This window comes from Acidobacteriota bacterium (assembly GCA_022340665.1).
Classification (GTDB): Bacteria; Acidobacteriota; Thermoanaerobaculia; order Thermoanaerobaculales; family Sulfomarinibacteraceae; genus Sulfomarinibacter.
The window spans coordinates 1-19,218 of the sequence record JAJDNM010000059.1; the positions used below are offsets into that span (position 1 = coordinate 1).

Annotated in this window: 17 protein-coding genes; 10 read left to right on the top strand and 7 right to left on the bottom strand. The window is 60.6% G+C overall.

Annotated features, from left to right (window positions below):
* The 6 genes from LJE93_07805 to LJE93_07830 form a co-directional block, all read right to left on the bottom strand.
* A partial coding sequence (locus tag LJE93_07805) for a hypothetical protein (GenBank protein MCG6948800.1) occupies positions 1-1,941 on the bottom strand: 1,941 nt, incomplete at its 3' end.
* A gap of 404 nt (positions 1,942-2,345) precedes the next feature.
* A complete protein-coding gene (pepF, locus tag LJE93_07810) occupies positions 2,346-4,187 on the bottom strand; it encodes an oligoendopeptidase F (protein MCG6948801.1) in 1,842 nt (613 codons plus the stop codon).
* 39 nt (positions 4,188-4,226) lie between these two features.
* Positions 4,227-5,756 carry a carboxypeptidase regulatory-like domain-containing protein gene (locus tag LJE93_07815; protein ID MCG6948802.1) on the bottom strand — a complete coding sequence of 510 codons (1,530 nt, stop codon included), beginning with the start codon at positions 5,754-5,756 and terminating at the stop codon, positions 4,227-4,229.
* A 35-nt stretch (positions 5,757-5,791) separates the two neighbouring features.
* The gene (locus LJE93_07820; GenBank protein ID MCG6948803.1) at positions 5,792-7,405 is read right to left on the bottom strand and encodes a hypothetical protein; all 1,614 of its coding nucleotides are present in this window, start codon (positions 7,403-7,405) and stop codon (positions 5,792-5,794) included.
* Positions 7,402-8,841, bottom strand: a complete 1,440-nt coding sequence (locus LJE93_07825) for a pentapeptide repeat-containing protein (GenBank protein ID MCG6948804.1) — start codon at positions 8,839-8,841, stop codon at positions 7,402-7,404. Before LJE93_07825 ends, LJE93_07820 begins: the two co-directional genes overlap by 4 nt.
* 171 nt (positions 8,842-9,012) lie before the next feature.
* Positions 9,013-9,744: a helix-turn-helix domain-containing protein gene (locus LJE93_07830; GenBank protein MCG6948805.1), complete on the bottom strand. Its 732-nt coding sequence runs from the start codon at positions 9,742-9,744 to the stop codon at positions 9,013-9,015.
* Between the two features lie 91 nt (positions 9,745-9,835).
* On the opposite strand from LJE93_07830, the gene LJE93_07835 reads away from it, so the two are divergent.
* The 5 genes from LJE93_07835 to LJE93_07855 all read left to right on the top strand — a co-directional run bounded on the left by LJE93_07835 (position 9,836) and on the right by LJE93_07855 (position 15,905).
* On the top strand, positions 9,836-10,780 hold the full coding sequence (locus LJE93_07835) for a glycyl-radical enzyme activating protein (GenBank protein ID MCG6948806.1): 945 nt from the start codon (positions 9,836-9,838) through the stop codon (positions 10,778-10,780).
* Complete coding sequence (locus tag LJE93_07840; protein MCG6948807.1) at positions 10,777-13,137, top strand: glycyl radical protein; 2,361 nt, start codon at positions 10,777-10,779, stop codon at positions 13,135-13,137. Before LJE93_07835 ends, LJE93_07840 begins: the two co-directional genes overlap by 4 nt.
* A 166-nt stretch (positions 13,138-13,303) precedes the next feature.
* Positions 13,304-14,077: an SAM-dependent chlorinase/fluorinase gene (locus LJE93_07845; GenBank protein MCG6948808.1), complete on the top strand. Its 774-nt coding sequence runs from the start codon at positions 13,304-13,306 to the stop codon at positions 14,075-14,077.
* A 205-nt stretch (positions 14,078-14,282) separates the two neighbouring features.
* A complete protein-coding gene (locus LJE93_07850) occupies positions 14,283-14,813 on the top strand; it encodes a GNAT family N-acetyltransferase (GenBank protein MCG6948809.1) in 531 nt (176 codons plus the stop codon).
* Positions 14,814-14,957: 144 nt separating this feature from the next.
* Positions 14,958-15,905, top strand: a complete 948-nt coding sequence (locus LJE93_07855) for a threonine/serine dehydratase (protein MCG6948810.1) — start codon at positions 14,958-14,960, stop codon at positions 15,903-15,905.
* A gap of 25 nt (positions 15,906-15,930) precedes the next feature.
* Here LJE93_07855 and LJE93_07860 read toward each other — a convergent pair whose 3' ends face one another.
* A complete protein-coding gene (locus LJE93_07860) occupies positions 15,931-16,554 on the bottom strand; it encodes a sigma-70 family RNA polymerase sigma factor (protein MCG6948811.1) in 624 nt (207 codons plus the stop codon).
* A 449-nt stretch (positions 16,555-17,003) separates the two neighbouring features.
* Between LJE93_07860 and LJE93_07865 the strand changes: the two genes are divergently transcribed.
* Genes LJE93_07865 through LJE93_07885 form a run of 5 tightly spaced genes read left to right on the top strand, consistent with a single transcriptional unit; the run spans position 17,004 to position 19,164 of the window.
* Positions 17,004-17,540, top strand: a complete 537-nt coding sequence (locus tag LJE93_07865) for a Na+/H+ antiporter subunit E (protein MCG6948812.1) — start codon at positions 17,004-17,006, stop codon at positions 17,538-17,540.
* 41 nt (positions 17,541-17,581) lie between these two features.
* A complete protein-coding gene (locus LJE93_07870; GenBank protein ID MCG6948813.1) occupies positions 17,582-17,830 on the top strand; it encodes a pH regulation protein F in 249 nt (82 codons plus the stop codon).
* The gene (gene mnhG, locus LJE93_07875; GenBank protein ID MCG6948814.1) at positions 17,827-18,165 is read left to right on the top strand and encodes a monovalent cation/H(+) antiporter subunit G; all 339 of its coding nucleotides are present in this window, start codon (positions 17,827-17,829) and stop codon (positions 18,163-18,165) included. The genes LJE93_07870 and mnhG overlap by 4 nt, the downstream gene beginning before the upstream one ends.
* A complete protein-coding gene (locus LJE93_07880; GenBank protein MCG6948815.1) occupies positions 18,158-18,742 on the top strand; it encodes a DUF4040 domain-containing protein in 585 nt (194 codons plus the stop codon). Before mnhG ends, LJE93_07880 begins: the two co-directional genes overlap by 8 nt.
* Positions 18,739-19,164, top strand: coding sequence for a Na(+)/H(+) antiporter subunit B (locus LJE93_07885; GenBank protein MCG6948816.1), 426 nt, complete (start codon positions 18,739-18,741; stop codon positions 19,162-19,164). Before LJE93_07880 ends, LJE93_07885 begins: the two co-directional genes overlap by 4 nt.
* Positions 19,165-19,218: the final 54 nt, after the last annotated feature.

Below are 19,218 nucleotides of genomic sequence, written 5' to 3' on the forward strand. Positions count from 1 at the left end.
AGCGTTCTCGATCATGTCCTGCAGCTGAATCAATTGCTCTTCGACGGGCCCCTGGATTGTGTCCGCGGTGAGGTTGGTGTGGCAATTCTGGCAGATGTCCGCGGAAGCGTAGAAGGTGTGATTGGTCCCGCCAAGGTTGTAGGCCAGGTCCGGGGGCGGAGGCGTCTCCTCCATGTGGCAGGTGACGCAGGTGTCCTGGACATTCGAGGTCAGAGAGTGGTTGGCACGCTGGCCAACCTCGACCAGATAGGCGTTCTGTCCCATCAGGACGTCGGTCTGGACACCGCCGTGCGGGGCACGCGCCGCTTCCGAAGTTCCGTAATACTGGTTGAAGGTGTCGTCGTTTCGCAGGCCGCGACGGCTGTTGTGGCAGGTCATGCAGATGGCACCGCGGCCGACATCGGTGGCGGTGAAGCCGGCGATCAGCGGCGGCGTGTCGCCGCTGATCCGCACCGTGGCATTGGTGCCGGTGCCGGTAGTAGTGCCGATGGCGTGCGGATCGTGGCATGTCTGACAGGTCTGCGGGTGGGTCTCGTCCTCGGTCCAGGTGACCTCGACGTCATCGAGCGGATCGCCCGGTTCCTCACCAGTGAGAACCGGCAGCCAGGCCAGGAAGCCGTTGCCGGTGTGGCAACGCGAGCAGCTGCCGCTCGATCCCTCGTCGATAGCCAGCTCGTAGTTAGCGTGCGGGCTGAGCTGCCACTGCTGGAATCGGGCGTGCCGCAGCGGCTCGCCGTGGCAGGTGGCGCACACGTTTGCCGAGAGGCTCACTCGCGGCTCACCCTCCGGATCGTCCGGCAGGTGCGCGCCGCCGACCTGTGGACCGTGGCAGTTCTCGCACTGGATGTTGGCAAGCCTCGCCGTGTGCGGATACTCCTGAAGCACCGCCGTCCAGTTGTCGCCGGGGTTGTTGATCAGGCCGGAATCGAGGAAGGCCTGGTAATCCGTCGCCTCATCGACTCCGTCGTTGTCGGCGGTGTGGTCGAAGCCGACCGTGTGGCAGGCGAAGCAACCTTCACCGTAGTGAGTGCTGGTGTCGAGCTGGCTGCTGAAGATTTCGGCGTGACCCGTCTGTGCCCACGGCGTGAAGGTGTCCTCGGCGACCTTGTCGTTGTGACAACCGGTGCACGAGCTGTCGGCGATTGGCCGACCCTCTTCGTCCTGATCGACAATCACTCCCAACCACGTACCGGCGTACACCGGCATCGTAATCAGTTCATCTGTTTCGTTGTCGGTCACCATGATCGAGTAGTGGCCGCTCACATCCGGGACGAACTGTGGATTCTGGGACGAGTCGTCTATCAGCGTCGCACCGGAGCCGCCAGGCGCGGACAGGGTCCAGTCATAGGTGTCCTGGTCCTTGCCATGCAGGAGCACCGGAACTCCGACCGGCACATTGAGCAGACCGGTCGAGACCTTCCACGGGACCGCGGCGACGATGTCTCCCTCACCGTGGTAGGTGCCCGAGCTGGTCGTTACCGTGACCTCCAAAACCGTGGCCGCCGTGTGTTCGAGGGCGAACGGGTTGACGCCCACGACCTGGAACCGGTTCTGCAAACCGGCCGGGAACTCGCCCTCCGGCAGCGGCACGTTGGGCGGTAGCTGCTCCTCGGTGATCGGCGGCTCCATGAGCACATGTATAAGGTAGTCCTTGTAAGCCTGTTCACTCGGGAAAGTCACGGTTATCGTCTGACCGCTGGTCCCGCTGAGCGTGACCTCGGCACCGCCCACCTGCATCCACGAAGTGGACTGTACTGTCGAGCCGTCGTTGATTGTCACGTTGGCGGTAGCCTGGACGCTGCCACCCGGCTCCGCAATGCCCGACACGTCGACGGACACTTCAACTGGGTCCTGTGCCTGGACGATCGCAGCGACCGAGACGACCGCCAGCACCGTCAGAGCGACCCGTGCATACCCATATATTCTTGACTTCGGGATCATTTTTCCGTCCTCCCTCAACCACTTGTGATTGCGCGATTGCCACATCCATCGATAAATGAGAATTCGCTCACTTGTCGGAATATACAACATCGAATTTTACAATTCAATGACAATCTCAATTTGAGAATTGTTCGCAATTGTGACATCTGAGGTCAGCATTCGCGGAGAAATCAGGAATTCGGACAGATACGGAAAGACGACACAAACACCCCCATCGAACCGTAACCACATATCTCGCTCTTCAGCGGCTCGATCGAGTGCCGCCTTGTGAAGTTCGAGCTCCACGAGGGCGTGAAGAAAACGCATAGAGTGCACGGAGCCCAGAGACGCCGCGGATCGACGCAGATGAACGGAGACAAGAAAGCGTTCAATGACCTGCGTGATGGGCGGTTCTCGTCAGGCCCCTACCTCAGTTCTTGAAGCTCGTCTTGGAGGCGGTCGACGAGGCCATTCATCTCGGCGACGAGGGCGTCGGTCGGTTCAGTGGTTGAGAAATCGACGCCAGCCTTCTGGAGCTGGATTATGGGGTGGTCGTTTCCCCCCGAACGCAGCAGCTCGAGATAGGCCTCAACGACGGCAGACCGCGTCCGCCCGTCGCCTTCGGTCATATGTCGATGGAACATCACTGCTGCCGCTTTCGAGGTGGCGTACTGGAAGACGTAGAACGGTGAGCCGAAGAAGTGCGGGATCCGTGCCCACGTGTTCCGGTACCAATCCTGATCGTCGAGTGCGTCACCGAAATAATCATTGAGGACCTCGAGGTAGATTTCCTGCAACACCTCTGCCGTGATCGGTCCGTCGCCTTCGACCATCCGGTGTGCCCGCAGCTCGAAGTCGGCGAACATCGCCTGGCGGTAGAAGCCGGCCGCAATGTCGTCGATTGCGTGCTGGAGCAGGGTCACTCGGCGGGCCGGTTCGGTCTCCTCGTCGAGCAGGCGGTCGAGGAAGAGTGATTCGTTGGTCATCGATGCCACCTCGGCGACAAAGATCGAATAGGACGAGGTGGCGAAGGGCTGGCTTTCGTGGGAGAGCACGGTGTGCATCGTGTGGCCCATTTCGTGGGCGACGGTGAAGGCGTCGTTGAGAGTGTCGGCGTAGTTGAGCAGCATGTAGGGGTGGACGCCGTACACACCGGCCGAGAATGCCCCTGATCGTTTGCCCTCGTTTTCATAGACGTCGATCCAGCGCTCGGAAAACGATCGCTCGACTGTCCGTTGGTACTCCTCGCCGAAGATGGCCACCGAGGCGACGATCCGGCGTCCGACATCATCGTACGGGAGCATCCAGTCAACCTCCACCAGTGGCAGGTAGGCGTCGAAGTAGCGGTAGCGGTCGAGCTCGAGGATCTGCTTCCGCAGACTGTGGTAGCGCTGGAGAGCCTTGCCGCCGGATCGCGCTTTGCCAATGAGATTCTCGACAACCGCGAGCGGGATATTGTCGTCGTCGAGCTTTGCCTCGATCGCTGATTTGTAGCGCCGCGACCTCGCGACGAACCAGTCCTTCTGCAGGACCCCGTTGTAAATCGCGGCGTAGCTGTTCGGAAAGTTGTCATAGACCGTGAAGTGCGCCTTGAAGAGCTTCTCGCGATCCGCCTGCTCGCGCAGGGTGTGAAGCCCCTGCGTGTAGTTGGCGTGGCTTGCAACGATTTCGGTGCCGTCCGACAGGGTGACGGTGGGGAAGTCGACGTCGGCGTCGGCCATCATCGAGTAGGTCTGCGAGGGGGTACCGTTGAAGGTCGAGGCAAAGGCCAGCAGACGCTCGCCATCCTCGTCGAGAACGTGGCGCTGCATGCGGAAGCTCTCCTCGATGCCAAAACGGTAGGGGGCGAGCTCGGGCTCTTGGTCGAGCCATTCATGCACGGTCGCTTCGGGGATCTCGAGCAGCTCCGGCGTGTACCAGGCGGTCGCCTGATGAAAGGCGGCGAGCGCCAGCCGGACCTTCTCGAGCCTGGCCTGGACGGTGTTGTCGCGCGTGTCCTGACTCTGCATCAGCGCTGGATACTGGTAGACGCGATACGCGAGCTGACCGAGCTCGTCGGAGAGTCTGCTGGCTTTCAGAATCTGCTTCGGCCCATTCGCAAGGGTGCCCTTGAGCTCTCCATAGGAGTCCATCAGCTGCTGCAGTCGCTCGAGCCCATCGGACCACGCGTCCCAGTCCGGGTAAATGTGGCTCAAGTCCCATGTGTACCGCTCGGGGATCAGGGCGCGATCTCGGCTCGCGGGCTTGAAGCCGTCCGATGTGTTCATGCCGGTGTTCTCCTCGATGTGTGCCGTCGTCTCTGGCGGTCAACGCTGGAGGCCGTGCGCCGCATTCCCCTCCCTGGCCGGTGTGCGGCGGCCGGTCGGACGGCGGACCAACACCGGGTTGAGAACGACCTCGATCTCGGTCGCCTCGCCGTCCACCACGGCAACGGCTCGAATTTCCCGGGCACGATAACCGGTGGCCTCGATTCTGAGGTCGTAGAGGCCCGGCAGCAGGAGCCGGTGAAAATCGCCGACTGCCGGATCGGTTCGCGCTTTCGAGCCATCCTCTTCGCGGTCGAGGCCCAGCACCTTGATGGTGGCTGCGAGTGGCTTGCCGCTGGGATCGGTCACCACACCGCGGATCCCTCTGTGGGCGTGAGCAACGAAATCGAGCAGCGCACGCCGGTTCCACTGCCACATGTCGTCCAGCATCTCCGACCGCAGGAGCTTGGCCTTTGAGAGCTCGATCGTGACCTCGCGGCCGCCGTGGAAAAAGGTCACGAAATCCTGACGGCTGCCGTGGGTTTCGTACCAGTCCCAGCCGTTGGTGATGCCATTGTCGAAGTCGACGAGATAGCCTCCTGGGCTGTCGCTTTGAGCCAAGTCTGCCCAATCGCGTGCAAGAGCCTGAAACCAGAGGTCATCCGGATGGCGTCGCGGGACGGAGTCCCAGGGATAGTTCACGACCTCTGCTCCGTCGTGGAAGTTCGCCGACAGGGCGAAGCTCCGGGTTTCGGCGAGCGCCATCATCGCTTCGGTTTCGGGCCACCAGGGATTCCCGTCCGGATGGTTGTCGTCGTTGAAATCGGGGAAGTTTCGGTTTGCATCGACCGCCGATGCGGCTCCGGTGTCGGTGGTGAAGAATCGGATCGCGCCAGCCACGGTGTCGTCACCCTGAAAGTAGGTGCCGTCGGGATTGGCGAGAGGATTGATCCAGATTTCGGTCTCGTCGACCAGAAAGCTGACATCGGGGTCAACACCGTAGTCCCGGATGAGATGATCGATGACGCGAAGCATGAGCGCAAAACCCGACGTTTCGTCCCCGTGCATGGACGAGGTGAGCAGCACCTCCGGCTCGTCCTCTTGGTGGTCGGGGTTGTCAGAAATGACGAGTGCCAGGAGCCGATGAGGTCGGGTGGTGTTCGCCGTCGGGCCGAGTTCGACGAGTCGGCATAGGTTGTGGTATTTGGCAGCGTAGCCCAGCATCAGGGCCTCGTACTGCTGGTAGGACGGGTAACAGTTCCACGATCGGTTGTCGTCCTCCGCCCAACCGTCGCCGCACATCGTCGGACTCTGTGCCTTCACTGGTGCGGGCAAGATCTGCCAGCTCCAGCCCGCGGCTTCGACGGCTTCAAGCTGACGGGCAGTTGCCACAGCCCGGACCTCGTTGCCTCGCACGTCTTCGATGCTGATCATCCGGGTCAGGCGGGCAAGCTCAGAGCGGTCGCGGATCTCGATGCGAACTGTGACTGACGGGTCGTGAACGGGTGTTCGATCACCGTCGCCCGCCGCGGTGGCGGCAAATGCTGCCAAGCAGAAGAGGAGCACGAGCAATGAGTTACGAATGGACACCTCTTTGATTTTACGACACGGTGATGGCCCTCGCCTCAACGATATCGATGCGGCAGTTCGAAAATCGTCGAGGTGCTGACGGTGACGGTGATTCCCGAACCGTCGCTCGGCAACGCTGCGTCGATCCGCAGCAGCGCGCTGCGGCCGATGTGAGAGAGATCGAAGAGAAGTCCCACTCCGGCGTCGAATTTGATCCCATCGGTGTCATCTCCGACGATCGCATCCCAGGTGATGCCGGCGTCTCCGAAGACAACGCAACCGAGCGAGAACAGGTTGAGAATATCCTCCTTGATCAGACGACGCCACTGCAGGTTGAAAACGGCGCGGCCGGTGCCGTCGAAGAAGTCCGGATCCCAGCCTCTCAGGCCGAGATCTGCGCCGAGCGCCAGCTGCCGGTCGCGATCGAGGCGGCGCGAGTCTTCGACCAGCAAGCGTGTTCGCAAGCCGCGGACGCCGAGTTGAGCTGCGCCGATCTGGACCCCGCCCACCAGGTTGTGGGCTTGGCCGTCTTCGAGCCGTCCGGAAAACCATGCATCGCCGAGGACGAGCCAATTCCCGAACAGCTTCGCCAGATGCAGGTTGCCGGACGTGAGGAGACGTTCGCGGTCGCCGCCAAAGGACGGGGAGGAGTACACGCTGTTCAGCGCAAAGTTGGGTCCGAGGGCTACGTCCTCCTGCACGGTCCAAGCGTGAAAACCCCTAACCACGATGAATCGATCGGCTATCTGCTGGAAGGACAGGCGAGGGCCCTCGATGAGACGATCTTCGGGCGGCTGGTACGGTTCACCGGTGTTTTCACGCATCCAGTCCGAGTAAAGGTCCTTGCGGTACTCCCACCCCGCCACGACGCGGCGGGTGATGTCGCCGCCCGCCGGCAGACGACCGCCTCCCCAGATGCTGACCTCCTCGGTCTCGTGCAGTCCTTCGACGGCCGACGCAGAATGCGAGTAGAGGTGATTTACAGACTTCTGGCGGCTTCCGGAAACGCCCCACGTCCATGGCGTCGTGAGGGAGTAGAAGGGCCTGTCAACCACGATTCGGTCGAGAAAACCGTCGGAGAAATCGGCATGGGTCAGGCCAATCCGCCACCGGCTGTTGAAAACATTCGGGTCGAAATACTGGATCGCCCAGCCGTCCCGCTCGTCGTCGGACTCGTAGGCCACACCGGCATATTTCCCCCAGCCGAAGAGATTCTCCTCCTCGATGTCGATTTGAAAGCTCGATCGGCTGCCGAAAATGCCGAGCTTGGCGCCCACCTTGAGAGTCCATTGGTCGTGCGTCCTCACCAGAAGCTCGACACCATCACCGGACTTCGTGGCGATGATGTCCACCGGATTCATGATGCCGAGACTGCGGAGAATGCGTGCGCTTTCCGCGGCGGCGCTTGCCGAGTAGAGATCTCCCTCCTCGAACAGGAGCATCGAACGGATGAAATCTTCCTTGCTGACGACGTGCAGGGCGTTGGCCCAGCGATAGAACCAGGCGTTGGTGTCGGGGTCAGAGGTGTCGAAGATGTTCGAACTCTCGATATGGATGGCGACAATCGGCAGGCCATCAAGCGCAGGATTGCCGTCCTCACCGGAGACTTGGGTCCCGAAAATAGCGAGGACGAGGAAAAAGATGAGGGCGCGCCGGGAAATGTTGGTCACCGCGTTCGCCGTTTGCGTTCGGCCTCTCGTTCCCGCACCAGCTCCGCAACTTGGCGGATGCGTTTCTTCTCGCGCAATTCACGCGCCTTGCCGGCTCGCTTCCCGACTCCCTGGAAGACCTGGCTGAGCTTGAGCAACAACTTGAGGTGCCCGACCGCGGACGGCAGTTTGGTGTTACGGACCTTGCAGCCCCAGAGCTTTGTGCCGGTCAGATTCGCTTTCGTGAGATCGGCGTTTCGCAGATCTGAATAGCGAATGTCGGCCTGTCCGAGATCGATGCCTACGGCGTCGGTGAATCGAAAATCCGCTCCCAGCATCTTGGCGCCGGATGCCTTGACCAGAATCATATTGGTCCCGGAGAGATCGGCTCCCTGGGCGACCGAATCCTCGAGATTCGCCTGCTTGAAGTTGGCGTGACGGGCGCTGGCATCGACTAGGTTGGCGCGGCTCAGATTGGCGCCTTCAAAGACCGCGTGCCGGAGGTCCGCCTGTTCCAGGTTTGCCTCGCGAAAATCGGAAGCGCGCAGCTCACAGCGCGAGAAGACGGCCTTGCGCAGGTTGGCGTGGGCGAACGACACGCGCCCCAGGCTGGGCGATCGGAAGTCGAGTTCCGCGAGTTGGGCGCTGACCAGATTGCAGCCATCGAGGATAGCCCCGATGATGCTGGAGTGGCGCAGATCCGCGCCCGACAGGTTGGTGCGGATAAAGCTCACCTTTTCCAGGTCGGTGTGACTGAGGCTCGCCCCCTCGCACTGGGCTTCGTCGAATATTGCCTCACAAAGCACGGAGCCGTGGAAATTCGAATTCCTCAGCGCCGCACCACGAAAGTTTGCCCGCTGCAGACGGCAGTTCTTGATCTGGGCGTTGTCGGCCTGAGCTTCTGAAAAATCGGCGCCTTCCATGTTCAGGTTTTCGAGCTCGACCCCGTCGAGGATGGCCGCCGCCCCCTGAATGCCGCGCATCACTGTGCCGTCGAACCGGCCGCCGCGCAGCGACGTCCCCTGCAGCTTCGCCCCGGACAGGTCGGCCTCGTCGAAGAGGGCGCTCTCCATCTGTGTTTGCGAAAGATCAGCACGGCGAAGGATGGTTCGTGTCAGATTGGCGCCGCGCAGGGTGGATCTGTGGAGGGAGGACCCCGACATGTCGAGATCGGTGAGGTCGAGGAAATCAAGCTGGACGCTTTCAATCTTCGCCTCTTTCAGCGATGAATTGGTCAGTCGGGCTCCCTCGAGAATGGCCCGTGAAAGATCGGCTCCGTCGAGCTGCGCTCCTGTGAAGTCAGCCCCACGGAGGTGCGCTTTGGTGAAATCGAGCCCCCGAAGATCCATCCCGGTGAGCTCGGCGTCGATCAGGTCGGGCGCCAGGGTCGGGTTTGCCTTGCGCCAGTCGTTCCACCGGCCGGCGCGCAGCTGGTTGAGATGTTCGGGGTTGGCCATACAGAGTCTCCTGGACTGCGGGTGCAGCTTCCATTATACGGCGAAGGTGAAAACCGGACGTTTGGACGCTGAAACGTTTGCACGTCAAATCGTTGAACGTTTCGACGGACTCCGGCTCGAACGGGCCTTGAAACGAGGAACAAACGTTCCAACGTTCGAACGTGTAACGTTCTAACGAAATTGATGCCGAGTTCGATATTGGCTCGGTGTCAGCCCTACCGTTCTTCGGAACACCCTCGAGAATGCGCTCTGGTCGAAGTATCCGCAGGTAACGGCAATATCCGCGATCGGGACCAAGCTCCTCCTCAGCATTTCGGACGCCACGTCAATCCGCTGTTTGGTGATGAACTGGCTTGCCGTGATCCCGAAAATCGCACGCAGGCGGCGGTTGAGTTGATAAACGGAGAGGCCCGAGACCTCGGCCAGGTCCTGCACCCGAAGGGCCGAACCGAAGCCGGATCGCACGTGCTCGAGTGCCGCCGCCACCTCGGCGAGGTGGTCGGTCTCACGACCGGGAGATTGGAGGTCTCGAGAGATTCCCGCGAGACCGGCCACCCGTCCGTCAGATCCGGGAATCGGGATCTTGTCGGTCAGACACCAGCCTTCGAGGCGGGTCGGATAGAGGTGCATCTCCAGGTTCTGTGATATCGCGATTCCGGATTGCAGGACCCTGTCATCCTGCTCGAAGAAACGATCGCCGAGAGGTGGGGGAAACACACTCCGCGTGGTTTTGCCGAGAAGGTCCTCCTTGGACCTTCTGCCACAACGGTCGACCAGAGTCCGATTGACCATCACGTAACGGGCCTCCCGGTCCTTGATGAAGAAGACCACGTCGGGAATCCGATCGAAGAGCGCCTCGGAGTAAGAAGAGGCCTCGATGAGGGTGCGGAGATCGGGTGTCACAACATTTCCGTTTATGCTGAATCTGAAGTTCAGCCTCGTGAATCATACTAGACCAAATGTTTGTTTTGAAGCATCTTATGAAATGGTCGCCATGGCTATGATCGCATTCTCTGCAGTTGTCGAGCGTGGGATTGGAAAGATTTTCAATATCCAGCGCTGCTCGGTGCACGACGGTCCCGGTATCAGAACAACGGTCTTCCTCAAGGGCTGCCCGCTCGCCTGCTCGTGGTGTCACAACCCTGAAGGCATCGACGACGCCTCAGTCCTCATGATCAGCGAGGAACGGTGCATCGGCTGCCGGGCGTGTGTCGAGGTTTGCCCGATCGAATCTGGTGGAGCGGCGCCGGCCGGAGAGGCCTGGGAAAGCGAGCTCTGCACGCGGTGTGGATCGTGCGTCGGTGTCTGCCCTGCGGAAGCTCGCGAGATCGCCGGGCGCGGAATTACGGTTGGCGAACTCCTCAATGAGATCGAGCGTGATCGGCCGTTCTACGATGCGTCCGGAGGCGGCGTGACCTTTTCGGGCGGTGAACCGCTCGCCCAGCCCGAGTTCCTGGAAGAGTGCCTGCGCGAATGCGGCAGGCGAGGGTTCCATACGGCGGTGGACACCTGCGGATTGGCGCCGCAGAAGACCCTCCTCGAGGTGGCACAGCTTGCGGGTCTCGTGCTCTATGATCTCAAACACATGGACCCGGAACGTCACCGAGCCGAGACCGGTGTCGAGAATCGGTTGATTCTCGATAACCTCCTGGCGATGAGCGAAACTGATGTCGAGATCTGGATCCGTCTGCCCCTGATTCCCGGCTTCAACGACGACCGCGCGAATGTCGCCCGAACCGGGGAGTTCCTCGAGGATCTGCCTCGCAGACACCCGGTGATCGTTCTGCCCTACCACAACACAGCGCTCGGCAAACGGAAACGGTTGCAGGAGCCTATTGGGGAATGCTCTCTGCGGGTCCCTGCAGAAGAAACCCTCGACGCGGTTGTCGAAGCATTGTCGCAGTACCGCCTCGATGTGACCGTTGGAGTCAGGCCATGAAAGACCGTGTGCGGACACTCAGACAAAGAAGCCTGGACACGCACCCCTCGGTTTCGATTGAACGGGCAGTGCTACTGACGGATTTCTACCGCGAGAATATCGGCAGATATCCACAGGTCGTGTTGCGAGCCAGGGCCTTCCATCATCTGTGTGTCAACAAGACAATCTATATCGGCGATGACGAGCTGATCGTCGGTGAGCGGGGCTGCGCACCCAAGGCGACGCCGACCTATCCCGAGATTACCTGTCACAGCGGCGAGGATCTCCGAATCCTCGACAGCCGTTCTTTGACGAGCTACTCCGTAGCGGATGAGGACATCGAGCGCTACGAGCGTGATGTCATTCCCTTTTGGAGGGGGCGTTCCCTCCGGGACCGGATATTCAATCTGCTGCCGGACGAGTGGCACGAGGCTTTTGCGGCGGGGGTCTTCACGGAGTTCATGGAACAGCGTGCACCTGGCCATACGGTAGGCGACGGCAAGATCTTCGAGAAGGGCATGCTCGACTTCAAGTCGGAGATTGCACGTGCAACTGCTGCTCTCGACATCGCCTCCGATCCGGAGGCTCTCAAGAAGAGGGATCAGCTCGAGGCGATGGACATCGTCGCTGATGCGATCATCCTCTTCGCCGAGCGCCATGCCGAGAAGGCGGAGGCAATTGCCTCGGCCGAGGAGGATCCGCAGCGTTGCGCCGAACTTCAGCGGATCGCCGAGATCTGCCGGCGGGTGCCGGCGCACGCCCCGCGTGACTTCTGGGAAGCGCTCCAAGCCTACTGGTTCGTCCATCTCGGGGTGATCACCGAGCTCAACGGATGGGACGCGTACAACCCGGGGCACCTCGACCAGCATCTCGAACCGTTCTACTCGACGGGAATCGATGACGGCACCCTCGATCGCGAGACCGCAAAGGAACTGTTGGAATGCCTGTGGGTGAAGTTCAACAATCACCCGGCGCCACCCAAGGTCGGTGTCACCGCCGAGGAGAGCGGCACCTACACCGATTTTGCAAATATCAACATCGGCGGCGTTCGTCCGGACGGGACCGATGCGGTCAACGATGTTTCCTACCTGTTGTTGGAGGTCATCGACGAGATGCACCTCCTGCAGCCGTCCAATAACATCCAGCTCTCGCGGAAGAATCCGGAGCGTTTCCTCGAGGCTGGCCTCGAGGTGATTCGTAAGGGTTACGGGTTCCCGTCGATATTCAACTCCGATGCGGTGGTCGAGGAGATGGTGCGGCAGGGCAAGACGGCCGAGGATGCGAGGGAAGGCGGCACCTCCGGCTGCGTCGAAACGGGCGCGTTCGGCAAGGAGGCGTTCATCCTGACCGGCTATTTCAATCTGCCGAAGATGCTGGAGCTCGCGCTCCACAACGGAGTCGACCCGCGGACCGGGAAAAGACTCGGACCAGAGACCGGGGACCCGCGAGGTTTTTCATCGTTCGATGAAGTCTTTGACGCGTGGCGGACTCAGGTCAGGCATTTCATCGACGTCAAATATCGCGGCAACCTGATTTTCGAACAGATGTTTGCTGACTGGGCGCAGGCGCCGTTCTTGAGCGTGCTCACCGACGACTGCATCTCGAACGGGCGTGATTACAACGCCGGAGGCGCCCGCTACAACACGAGCTACATTCAGGGTGTCGGCATTGGCAGCCTGACTGACAGCTTCTCGGTCCTCCAGCACCACGTCTTCGATTCGGAGTCGTTGGGCATGGCCGAAGTCTTGGAGGCAATCGACAACGATTTCGAAGGTCGAGAGATCCTGCGACAACGTCTTCTCAACAAGACACCGCGCTACGGCAACGATGACGATCGCGCGGACGAGATCATGGTGCGGTGTTTCGAGGCCTATCACGATGTGGTCGAGGGACGGCCCAACCTGCGGGGCGGTGAGTACCACATCAACATGCTGCCGACGACCTGCCATGTCTACTTTGGCGCAGTCATGGGCGCCATGCCGGACGGACGCCGCGCCGGCCAGCCCCTGTCGGAGGGAATTTCACCGGTCCAGGGAGCGGACCGGAAGGGTCCGACCGCAGTCTTCAGGTCTGCGGCCAAGATGGACCACCTCGAGACGGGCGGCACCCTCCTCAACATGAAGTTCTCGCCGCGGCTCCTCGAGGGTCCGAGCGGCATTGCCATGCTCGCGGGTTTGGTGCGGGGATATTTCGGGATGGACAGCCACCACGTGCAGTTCAACATAGTCACTGCCGAGACCCTGCGTGAAGCCCAGGCCGATCCCTCGAGTCATCGCGATTTGATCGTCCGTGTCGCCGGCTACTCGGACTACTTCTGCGATGTCTCTCGCGAGCTCCAGAACGAGATCATCGAACGGACTGAACACGACGGATTTTGAATCGAGCTCGGAATTCGGAATGCCGCTCGCACACGCATTTCGAATTTCGGATTTCGGATTTCCCTCCCACCCCCTCGGACTCTCAATACCCTGGGAGGATGCGCGGGAATTCAAAATTCAGAATTCAAAATTCAGAATTTGTTAACGTTCGTGCTAGCGTGACCACATGCGTCCGGTTGCGCTGCTTACCGACTTCGGTATCGAGGATCATTACGTCGGTGTGCTGCATGCAGTGCTCGAACGAGAGGCGCCAGGAATTGTCCGCATAGACCTCGGTCACAGCCTCGAGGCGGGTGACATCTTTGGAGCGTGCTTCCAGCTCAAATGTGCCTGGCCCCACCTCCCGGGCGACTGCGTCGTGATGGCCATCGTCGACCCCGGTGTGGGGACGAACCGGCGGGTGGTGGTCGTCACGGTGGGCTCACGATCCATCCTGGCGCCCGATAACGGGCTCGCCGACGCGATCCCCGGAGCGATCTCTGCGATCGATCTCGATTGGCGGAATGCGGGCCTGACCGAGCCGTCAAAGACCTTCCATGGGCGCGACCTCTTTGCCCCGGCAGCCGCCCGGCTTGCGAACGGTGGCATGGCGCGGGAGCTCGGCGAGGAGATCGCCCTGGATTCCCTCGTGCAGTGCCCGTTGCCGGCACCGGCGGTGACGGCTGCCGGCGTCGAAGGCGTGATCCTGCACGTGGATCGTTTCGGCAATTTGGTGACAAATGTCCACGGAGCTGACGCTCCAAAGATCATCGCGGCCGGTTGGCCAGCCGGGCAGGCCTCGAGGCGAGTTGACACTTACGGCGAAGCGGGACCGGAGGAGGTCGTGATCCTCGAGGGATCATCGGGCTATCTCGAGTTGGCGGTCAGTTGCGGCTCGGCGGCGGATGCGACGGGACTTGAACGGGGAGATTCAGTGCTGTTCACGACCTGTGAGGGCTGAAGTCCGGGATGTCGTCGAGCAGATCAGATACTCGATGCTTGATGCTCGATGCCGGATAACCCGTAAATTTGACCCTCGCTACCTGACGATGAAACACGTGAATGGAGGTCGACACCAAAGAAATCTGTGTGATCTGTGGGCGAATCGAGAATAGAGAATCGAGAATCGAGTATCGTGTATCAACTGAACGCGAACGGAGTCCGCAATGACCTACGGCTGGGAAGGCAACAAGATACGATTGGTGCCGCTCGACCGCGAGAGGCACCTCGGAAACGCACTCAAATGGTTCAACGATCCACAGATCACTCAATGGCTGGAAACCGGCGACTGGCCGCTGACTCGAGGGGCGGAGGAGGAGTTCTTCCGTGCGGCCGATCGCCAGGACAAAGCCAGCGCCCAGTTCGCGGTCGAAAGTCTCCAGGGGGAGCACATAGGTTTCTCGGGCCTGCGGAGCATCGATTGGCAGAGCCGGGTCGCGGTGTCGGGCAGTGTCGTCGGTCGCCGGGATCTGTGGGGCAAGGGATTCGGCACCGACGCCGTCAAGGTACGCAACCGTTACGCCTTCGAAGTTCTCGGCCTGCGCCTGCTGATCGCTACTGTGATAGCCGATAACACCCGGTCGCTGGCAATGTTGGCCTCCGCCGGCTACCGGGAAGTCGGTCGCGTGCCTGAACGCTACTGGAAGCGCGGCGCGTACCGCGATCAGGTCATTTTCGCGGTCCATCGGGCGGGTTAGTACGTTGCACGTTGGAGCGGTAGAACGATGTCTTTCGTGGACACCGTAGTGCCGTTTCTCGCGGCGCGTTGAGTTCCCAACGTTCAAACGTTGAGCCTTCAAACGTTCTAACGAATACCTTGAAACCTCGGTAGGATGGCCGGCATGAAGGGTGATCCCACATTTGAAGACGTGCTGGCAGCGGCTGAGCGCATCCATGGCCACGTGCACCGAACGCCAGTGATGACCTCGAGGGAGATCGATCGCATTGCCGGAGGGCGCCTCTGTTTCAAATGTGAAAACCTGCAGAAGGTTGGTGCCTTCAAGGCTCGCGGCGCGACCAATGCGGTGCTGTTGTTGGACGAGAAATCGGCCGCTCGCGGCGTCGCCACCCACTCCTCCGGCAACCACGCGGCTGCCCTCGCCTATGCCGCTTCACTGCGTGGTGTTCCCGCACACGTTGTCATGCCATCGTCGGCACCTCCGGTCAAAAAGGCTGCAGTGGCTGGCTATGGTGCCCTGATTACCGAGTGCGAGCCGACTCTCGAGGCTCGCGAAAACACACTCGAGGAGGTAGTTGCGCGCACCGGCGCCACCTTCATCCACGCGTACGACAACCCGATGGTGATTGCTGGCCAGGGCACCGCCTCGCTGGAGCTGATCACCGACGCGCCCGATCTCGATTTCATTCTGGCTCCGGTCGGCGGCGGCGGCCTGATGTCGGGAACTGCGATAGCGGTCTCCTCGTCGAGACCGGACATCGCCATCTGGGGGTGCGAGCCGGCGGGCGCGGACGACGCCTATCGATCGCTGCGCGACCGGACCCGTTACCCTTCGGTGGAACCGAAAACCATTGCTGACGGCTTGCTCACCTCGCTCAGTGAGAGGACCTTTCGAATCCTGAGCGAAAACCTCGAGGGAATTCTCACGGTCGGCGAGGAGTCCATCATTCACGCCATGCGACTCTTGTGGGAGCGCATGAAGCTGGTCGTCGAACCGTCAGGTGCGGTGCCGCTGGCGGCTGTCCTGGAACACCCAGGGCGCTTCACCGACCGGCGCGTCGGGCTGATCGTCTCGGGAGGAAACGTCGACCTTGACAGATTGCCGTGGTAAAGCTCCCCCACCGGGGATGTTCTGATTAGGCACCGAAAATGCTCTCGAGGTCTATATTGGCATCGCGCAGTTTCTCCGGCGCACTGGTGATGTAGTTGTTCTCCTTGCCGAAGGTGAGCAGGGCTTTTTCGATCTTTGCCCGACCCCGGTAGAGACGAGACATGACGGTCCCGACCGGAACGGCGAGAATCTCGGCTACTTCCTGATAGGTGTGGCCCTGGATGTCGACCAGGAGCAGAGCCATCTTGTAATCGTGGGGGAGTGAGTTGATGGCCTTGGCGATGTCCACATCCATCTCTTCAGCTACCACCTCGGCTTCGGGTCCCACCTCCCCGAGGCTCAGTTCGGCTGCCGAGAGCTCATCACCGACGTCGCGAAGCTCGTCGAGCTCGAGGTGCTGCGGCGTGGCCCGTTTCTTGCGGTAGGTGTTGATGAAGTTGTTCTTCATGATCCGGAAGAGCCACGCCTTGAGGTTCGTGCCCTCCTCGAAACCCTGGTAGTAACGATAGGCCTTGAGGTAGGTTTCCTGGATCAGATCTTCGGTATCGGCGACGGACCGCGTCATGCGCAGGGCGGTCTTGTAGAGCTGGTTGTAGTAGGGCAGCTCGGCCGAATTGAAGTCCCATGCGGTGGTTTCGTTGGTGTTCATCGTTCCTCCTCGAACTTGAATATAGGTCTCAACTCTATGTTTGTCAAGAAAAAATTTGAATATTTCTAGAAAAATACTAGATTTCCTAGAAATCTTTGAACGAAACGAGCTTTCGGGCGGCGTTGCAGTCAACCCCCCGGCCGGTCAACCGAGGTCGACCACGGTCGACGAATCACGGTGATGAACCTCCGCACAAGATGACGAAACGGAAGGGTATGCAGGTACTGATCGGGGTCCGGGGTGGATTGAATAGAGCCGGCACCACCTGATCCGGACCAGCACCCAGCAACCAGGCTGATCGGCGCGAACTTCAGGTAGGGTGGGAGACAATTCCGAAATCCAAAGTCCAAAACCCGAAATCCGTTTTGGATGGGTTATCCTATGCGGCGTTGCGATTCCGGTGCGGTTGTTATGAGACTGCGGGGTCGCAGTAATGAGGGAGGCAGCGGGTGGGTCTGTTCGGCGGACAGGATCAACCGTGGCGGGCACCGCGTGGTGAGTCTGCCCTGTGCGGTGTCCTGCTGTTCGTCGTATTGATGGCCGTCTGGCTGCTGAACTCCGGTCATTACACCGCTCTCCTGATCAGCTTCGGTATCGCCTCGTCGTTGTTGGTGGTCCTCCTGAGTTGGCGGATGGGCATCGTCGATCGCGAAGGCTTGCCGATCCGGCTCATCCCGCGCGCATTGGTGTATGGGCCGTGGTTGTTCAAAGAGATATTCAAGGCCAACCTCGATGTCTCCCGGCGGGTCCTGAGTCCCTCCAAAACAAATATCAGCCCCCGCCTTTTTGACGCGGAAGCCACCCAGCGGAGCGATCTCGGGCGCGTGATCTACGCGAATTCCATTACCCTCACCCCGGGCACGGTATCGATCGGTGTTCACGGGTCACACATTGTGGTTCACGCCATCGCCAACGATGTTGCCGACGCCCTTCTGGAAGGCGAAATGGATCGCCGCGTGACCTGGCTCGAGGGAGAGGGACCGTGATCGACCAGTTCGGCGTGGCGACGGCAGCTCTCCTGGTCTGCATGATGATGACCCTTTTCCGGTCGATTGCCGGCCCGACCGTTTTCGACCGGGTTCTGGCGGTCAACAGCTTCGGCACCAAAACCGTTCTCCTGATCGCCGTGTACGGATTCCTTACCGGTCGGCCCGATTTCCTCGATCTGGCCATGGTCTATGCCCTGATGAATTTCATTGGAACAATCGCGGTGATGAAGTTCACGCGCTTCGGTGACCTGGCCGGAATGGAGGAAGACGAGGAGGAGAGCCTGTGAGTTGGGCGTCGATTGCCGAGATCTTGAGCTGGGTGTGCATTCTCTCGGGATCCATCTTCCTGCTCATCGGCGGCATCGGCTTGATCCGTTTGCCGGACTTCTACACCCGCATCCATGCGGCGGGCATGACGGACACCATGGGCGCGTGGCTGGTGCTCGTTGGCCTGATGTTCACTGCCGGATGGAGTCTGGTCATGGTCAAGCTGGTCGTGTTGGTCTTCTTCCTCGCAGTCACCAGCCCGTTGGCGAGCCACGCGTTGGCCAAGGCGGCGTACCTTCGCGGTCTGGAGCCGATGCTTGGACGCGAACTGAAAGTCGGGGACGGGAATGATTGAGCTCGTCCATATCGTCCTCTTCACCTTCCTGGCGGTGATCGCCATCGCCATTATTCGCCTCCGAGATCTGTTTGCCGCGGTCATGTTGATGGGGATCTTCAGTCTGATTTCGGCTTCGCTCTTCACCGTGATGGATGCAGTGGACGTTGCCTTCACAGAAGCGGCTGTTGGAGCCGGGATTTCGACCATCCTCATGCTCGCGACCCTGTCTCTGACCAGTAGCCGGGAGAGTACCCGCTTCGCAAGGCCCCAGCCGATGGCGCTGGTGGCGGTCATCATTACCGGTGCAGCATTGATCTACGCTACCTTCGACATGCCACGCTACGGTGACCCGGCTGCTCCGATCCATCACCACGTCGCCGATTACTACATCGAGCGCACCGACCACGAAATTGGCGTTCCTAACATGGTGACGGCGATCTTGGCGTCGTACCGTGGTTACGACACCTGGGGCGAAACCACGGTGATCTTCACCGCATGTGTCGGTGTGATGCTGCTGCTCGGTGGTGCCAGAACCTTCTACCGGTGGCACTATCGGCAGGATGAAGATCAGGACGGCGGAGGATCGGCCCGGTGATCCGCCATGTCATCCTTCGTGTCCTCTCCAAGCTGCTGATTCCGATGATCATGCTCTTCGCCCTTTACGTCCAGTTCCACGGAGACTACGGACCGGGCGGGGGTTTCCAGGCGGGAGTCATTTTCGGCGCAGCGATCATTCTCTACGCCCTGATGTTCGGACTCGACGCGGCGCAGAGGGTTTTTCCGCCAAGGGTCCTCGAGATCCTCGTGGCCTTCGGGTTGTTGCTCTACGGCGGGGTGGGCATCGACGCGATCATGATGGGCGGAAACTTCCTCGATTACGGTGCCCTCGCCCACGATCCGGTCCACGGCCAGCACCTGGGCATTCTCCTGGTCGAGCTGGGGGTTGGGATCACAGTTGCCTCGGTCATGGCCACGATTTTCTATCTTTTCGCCGGCCGGGGACGTACAGATGTTTGACGGAGGGCTCTATCCGTATTGGATCGTCATCTTCCTGATGATGACCGGGCTCTA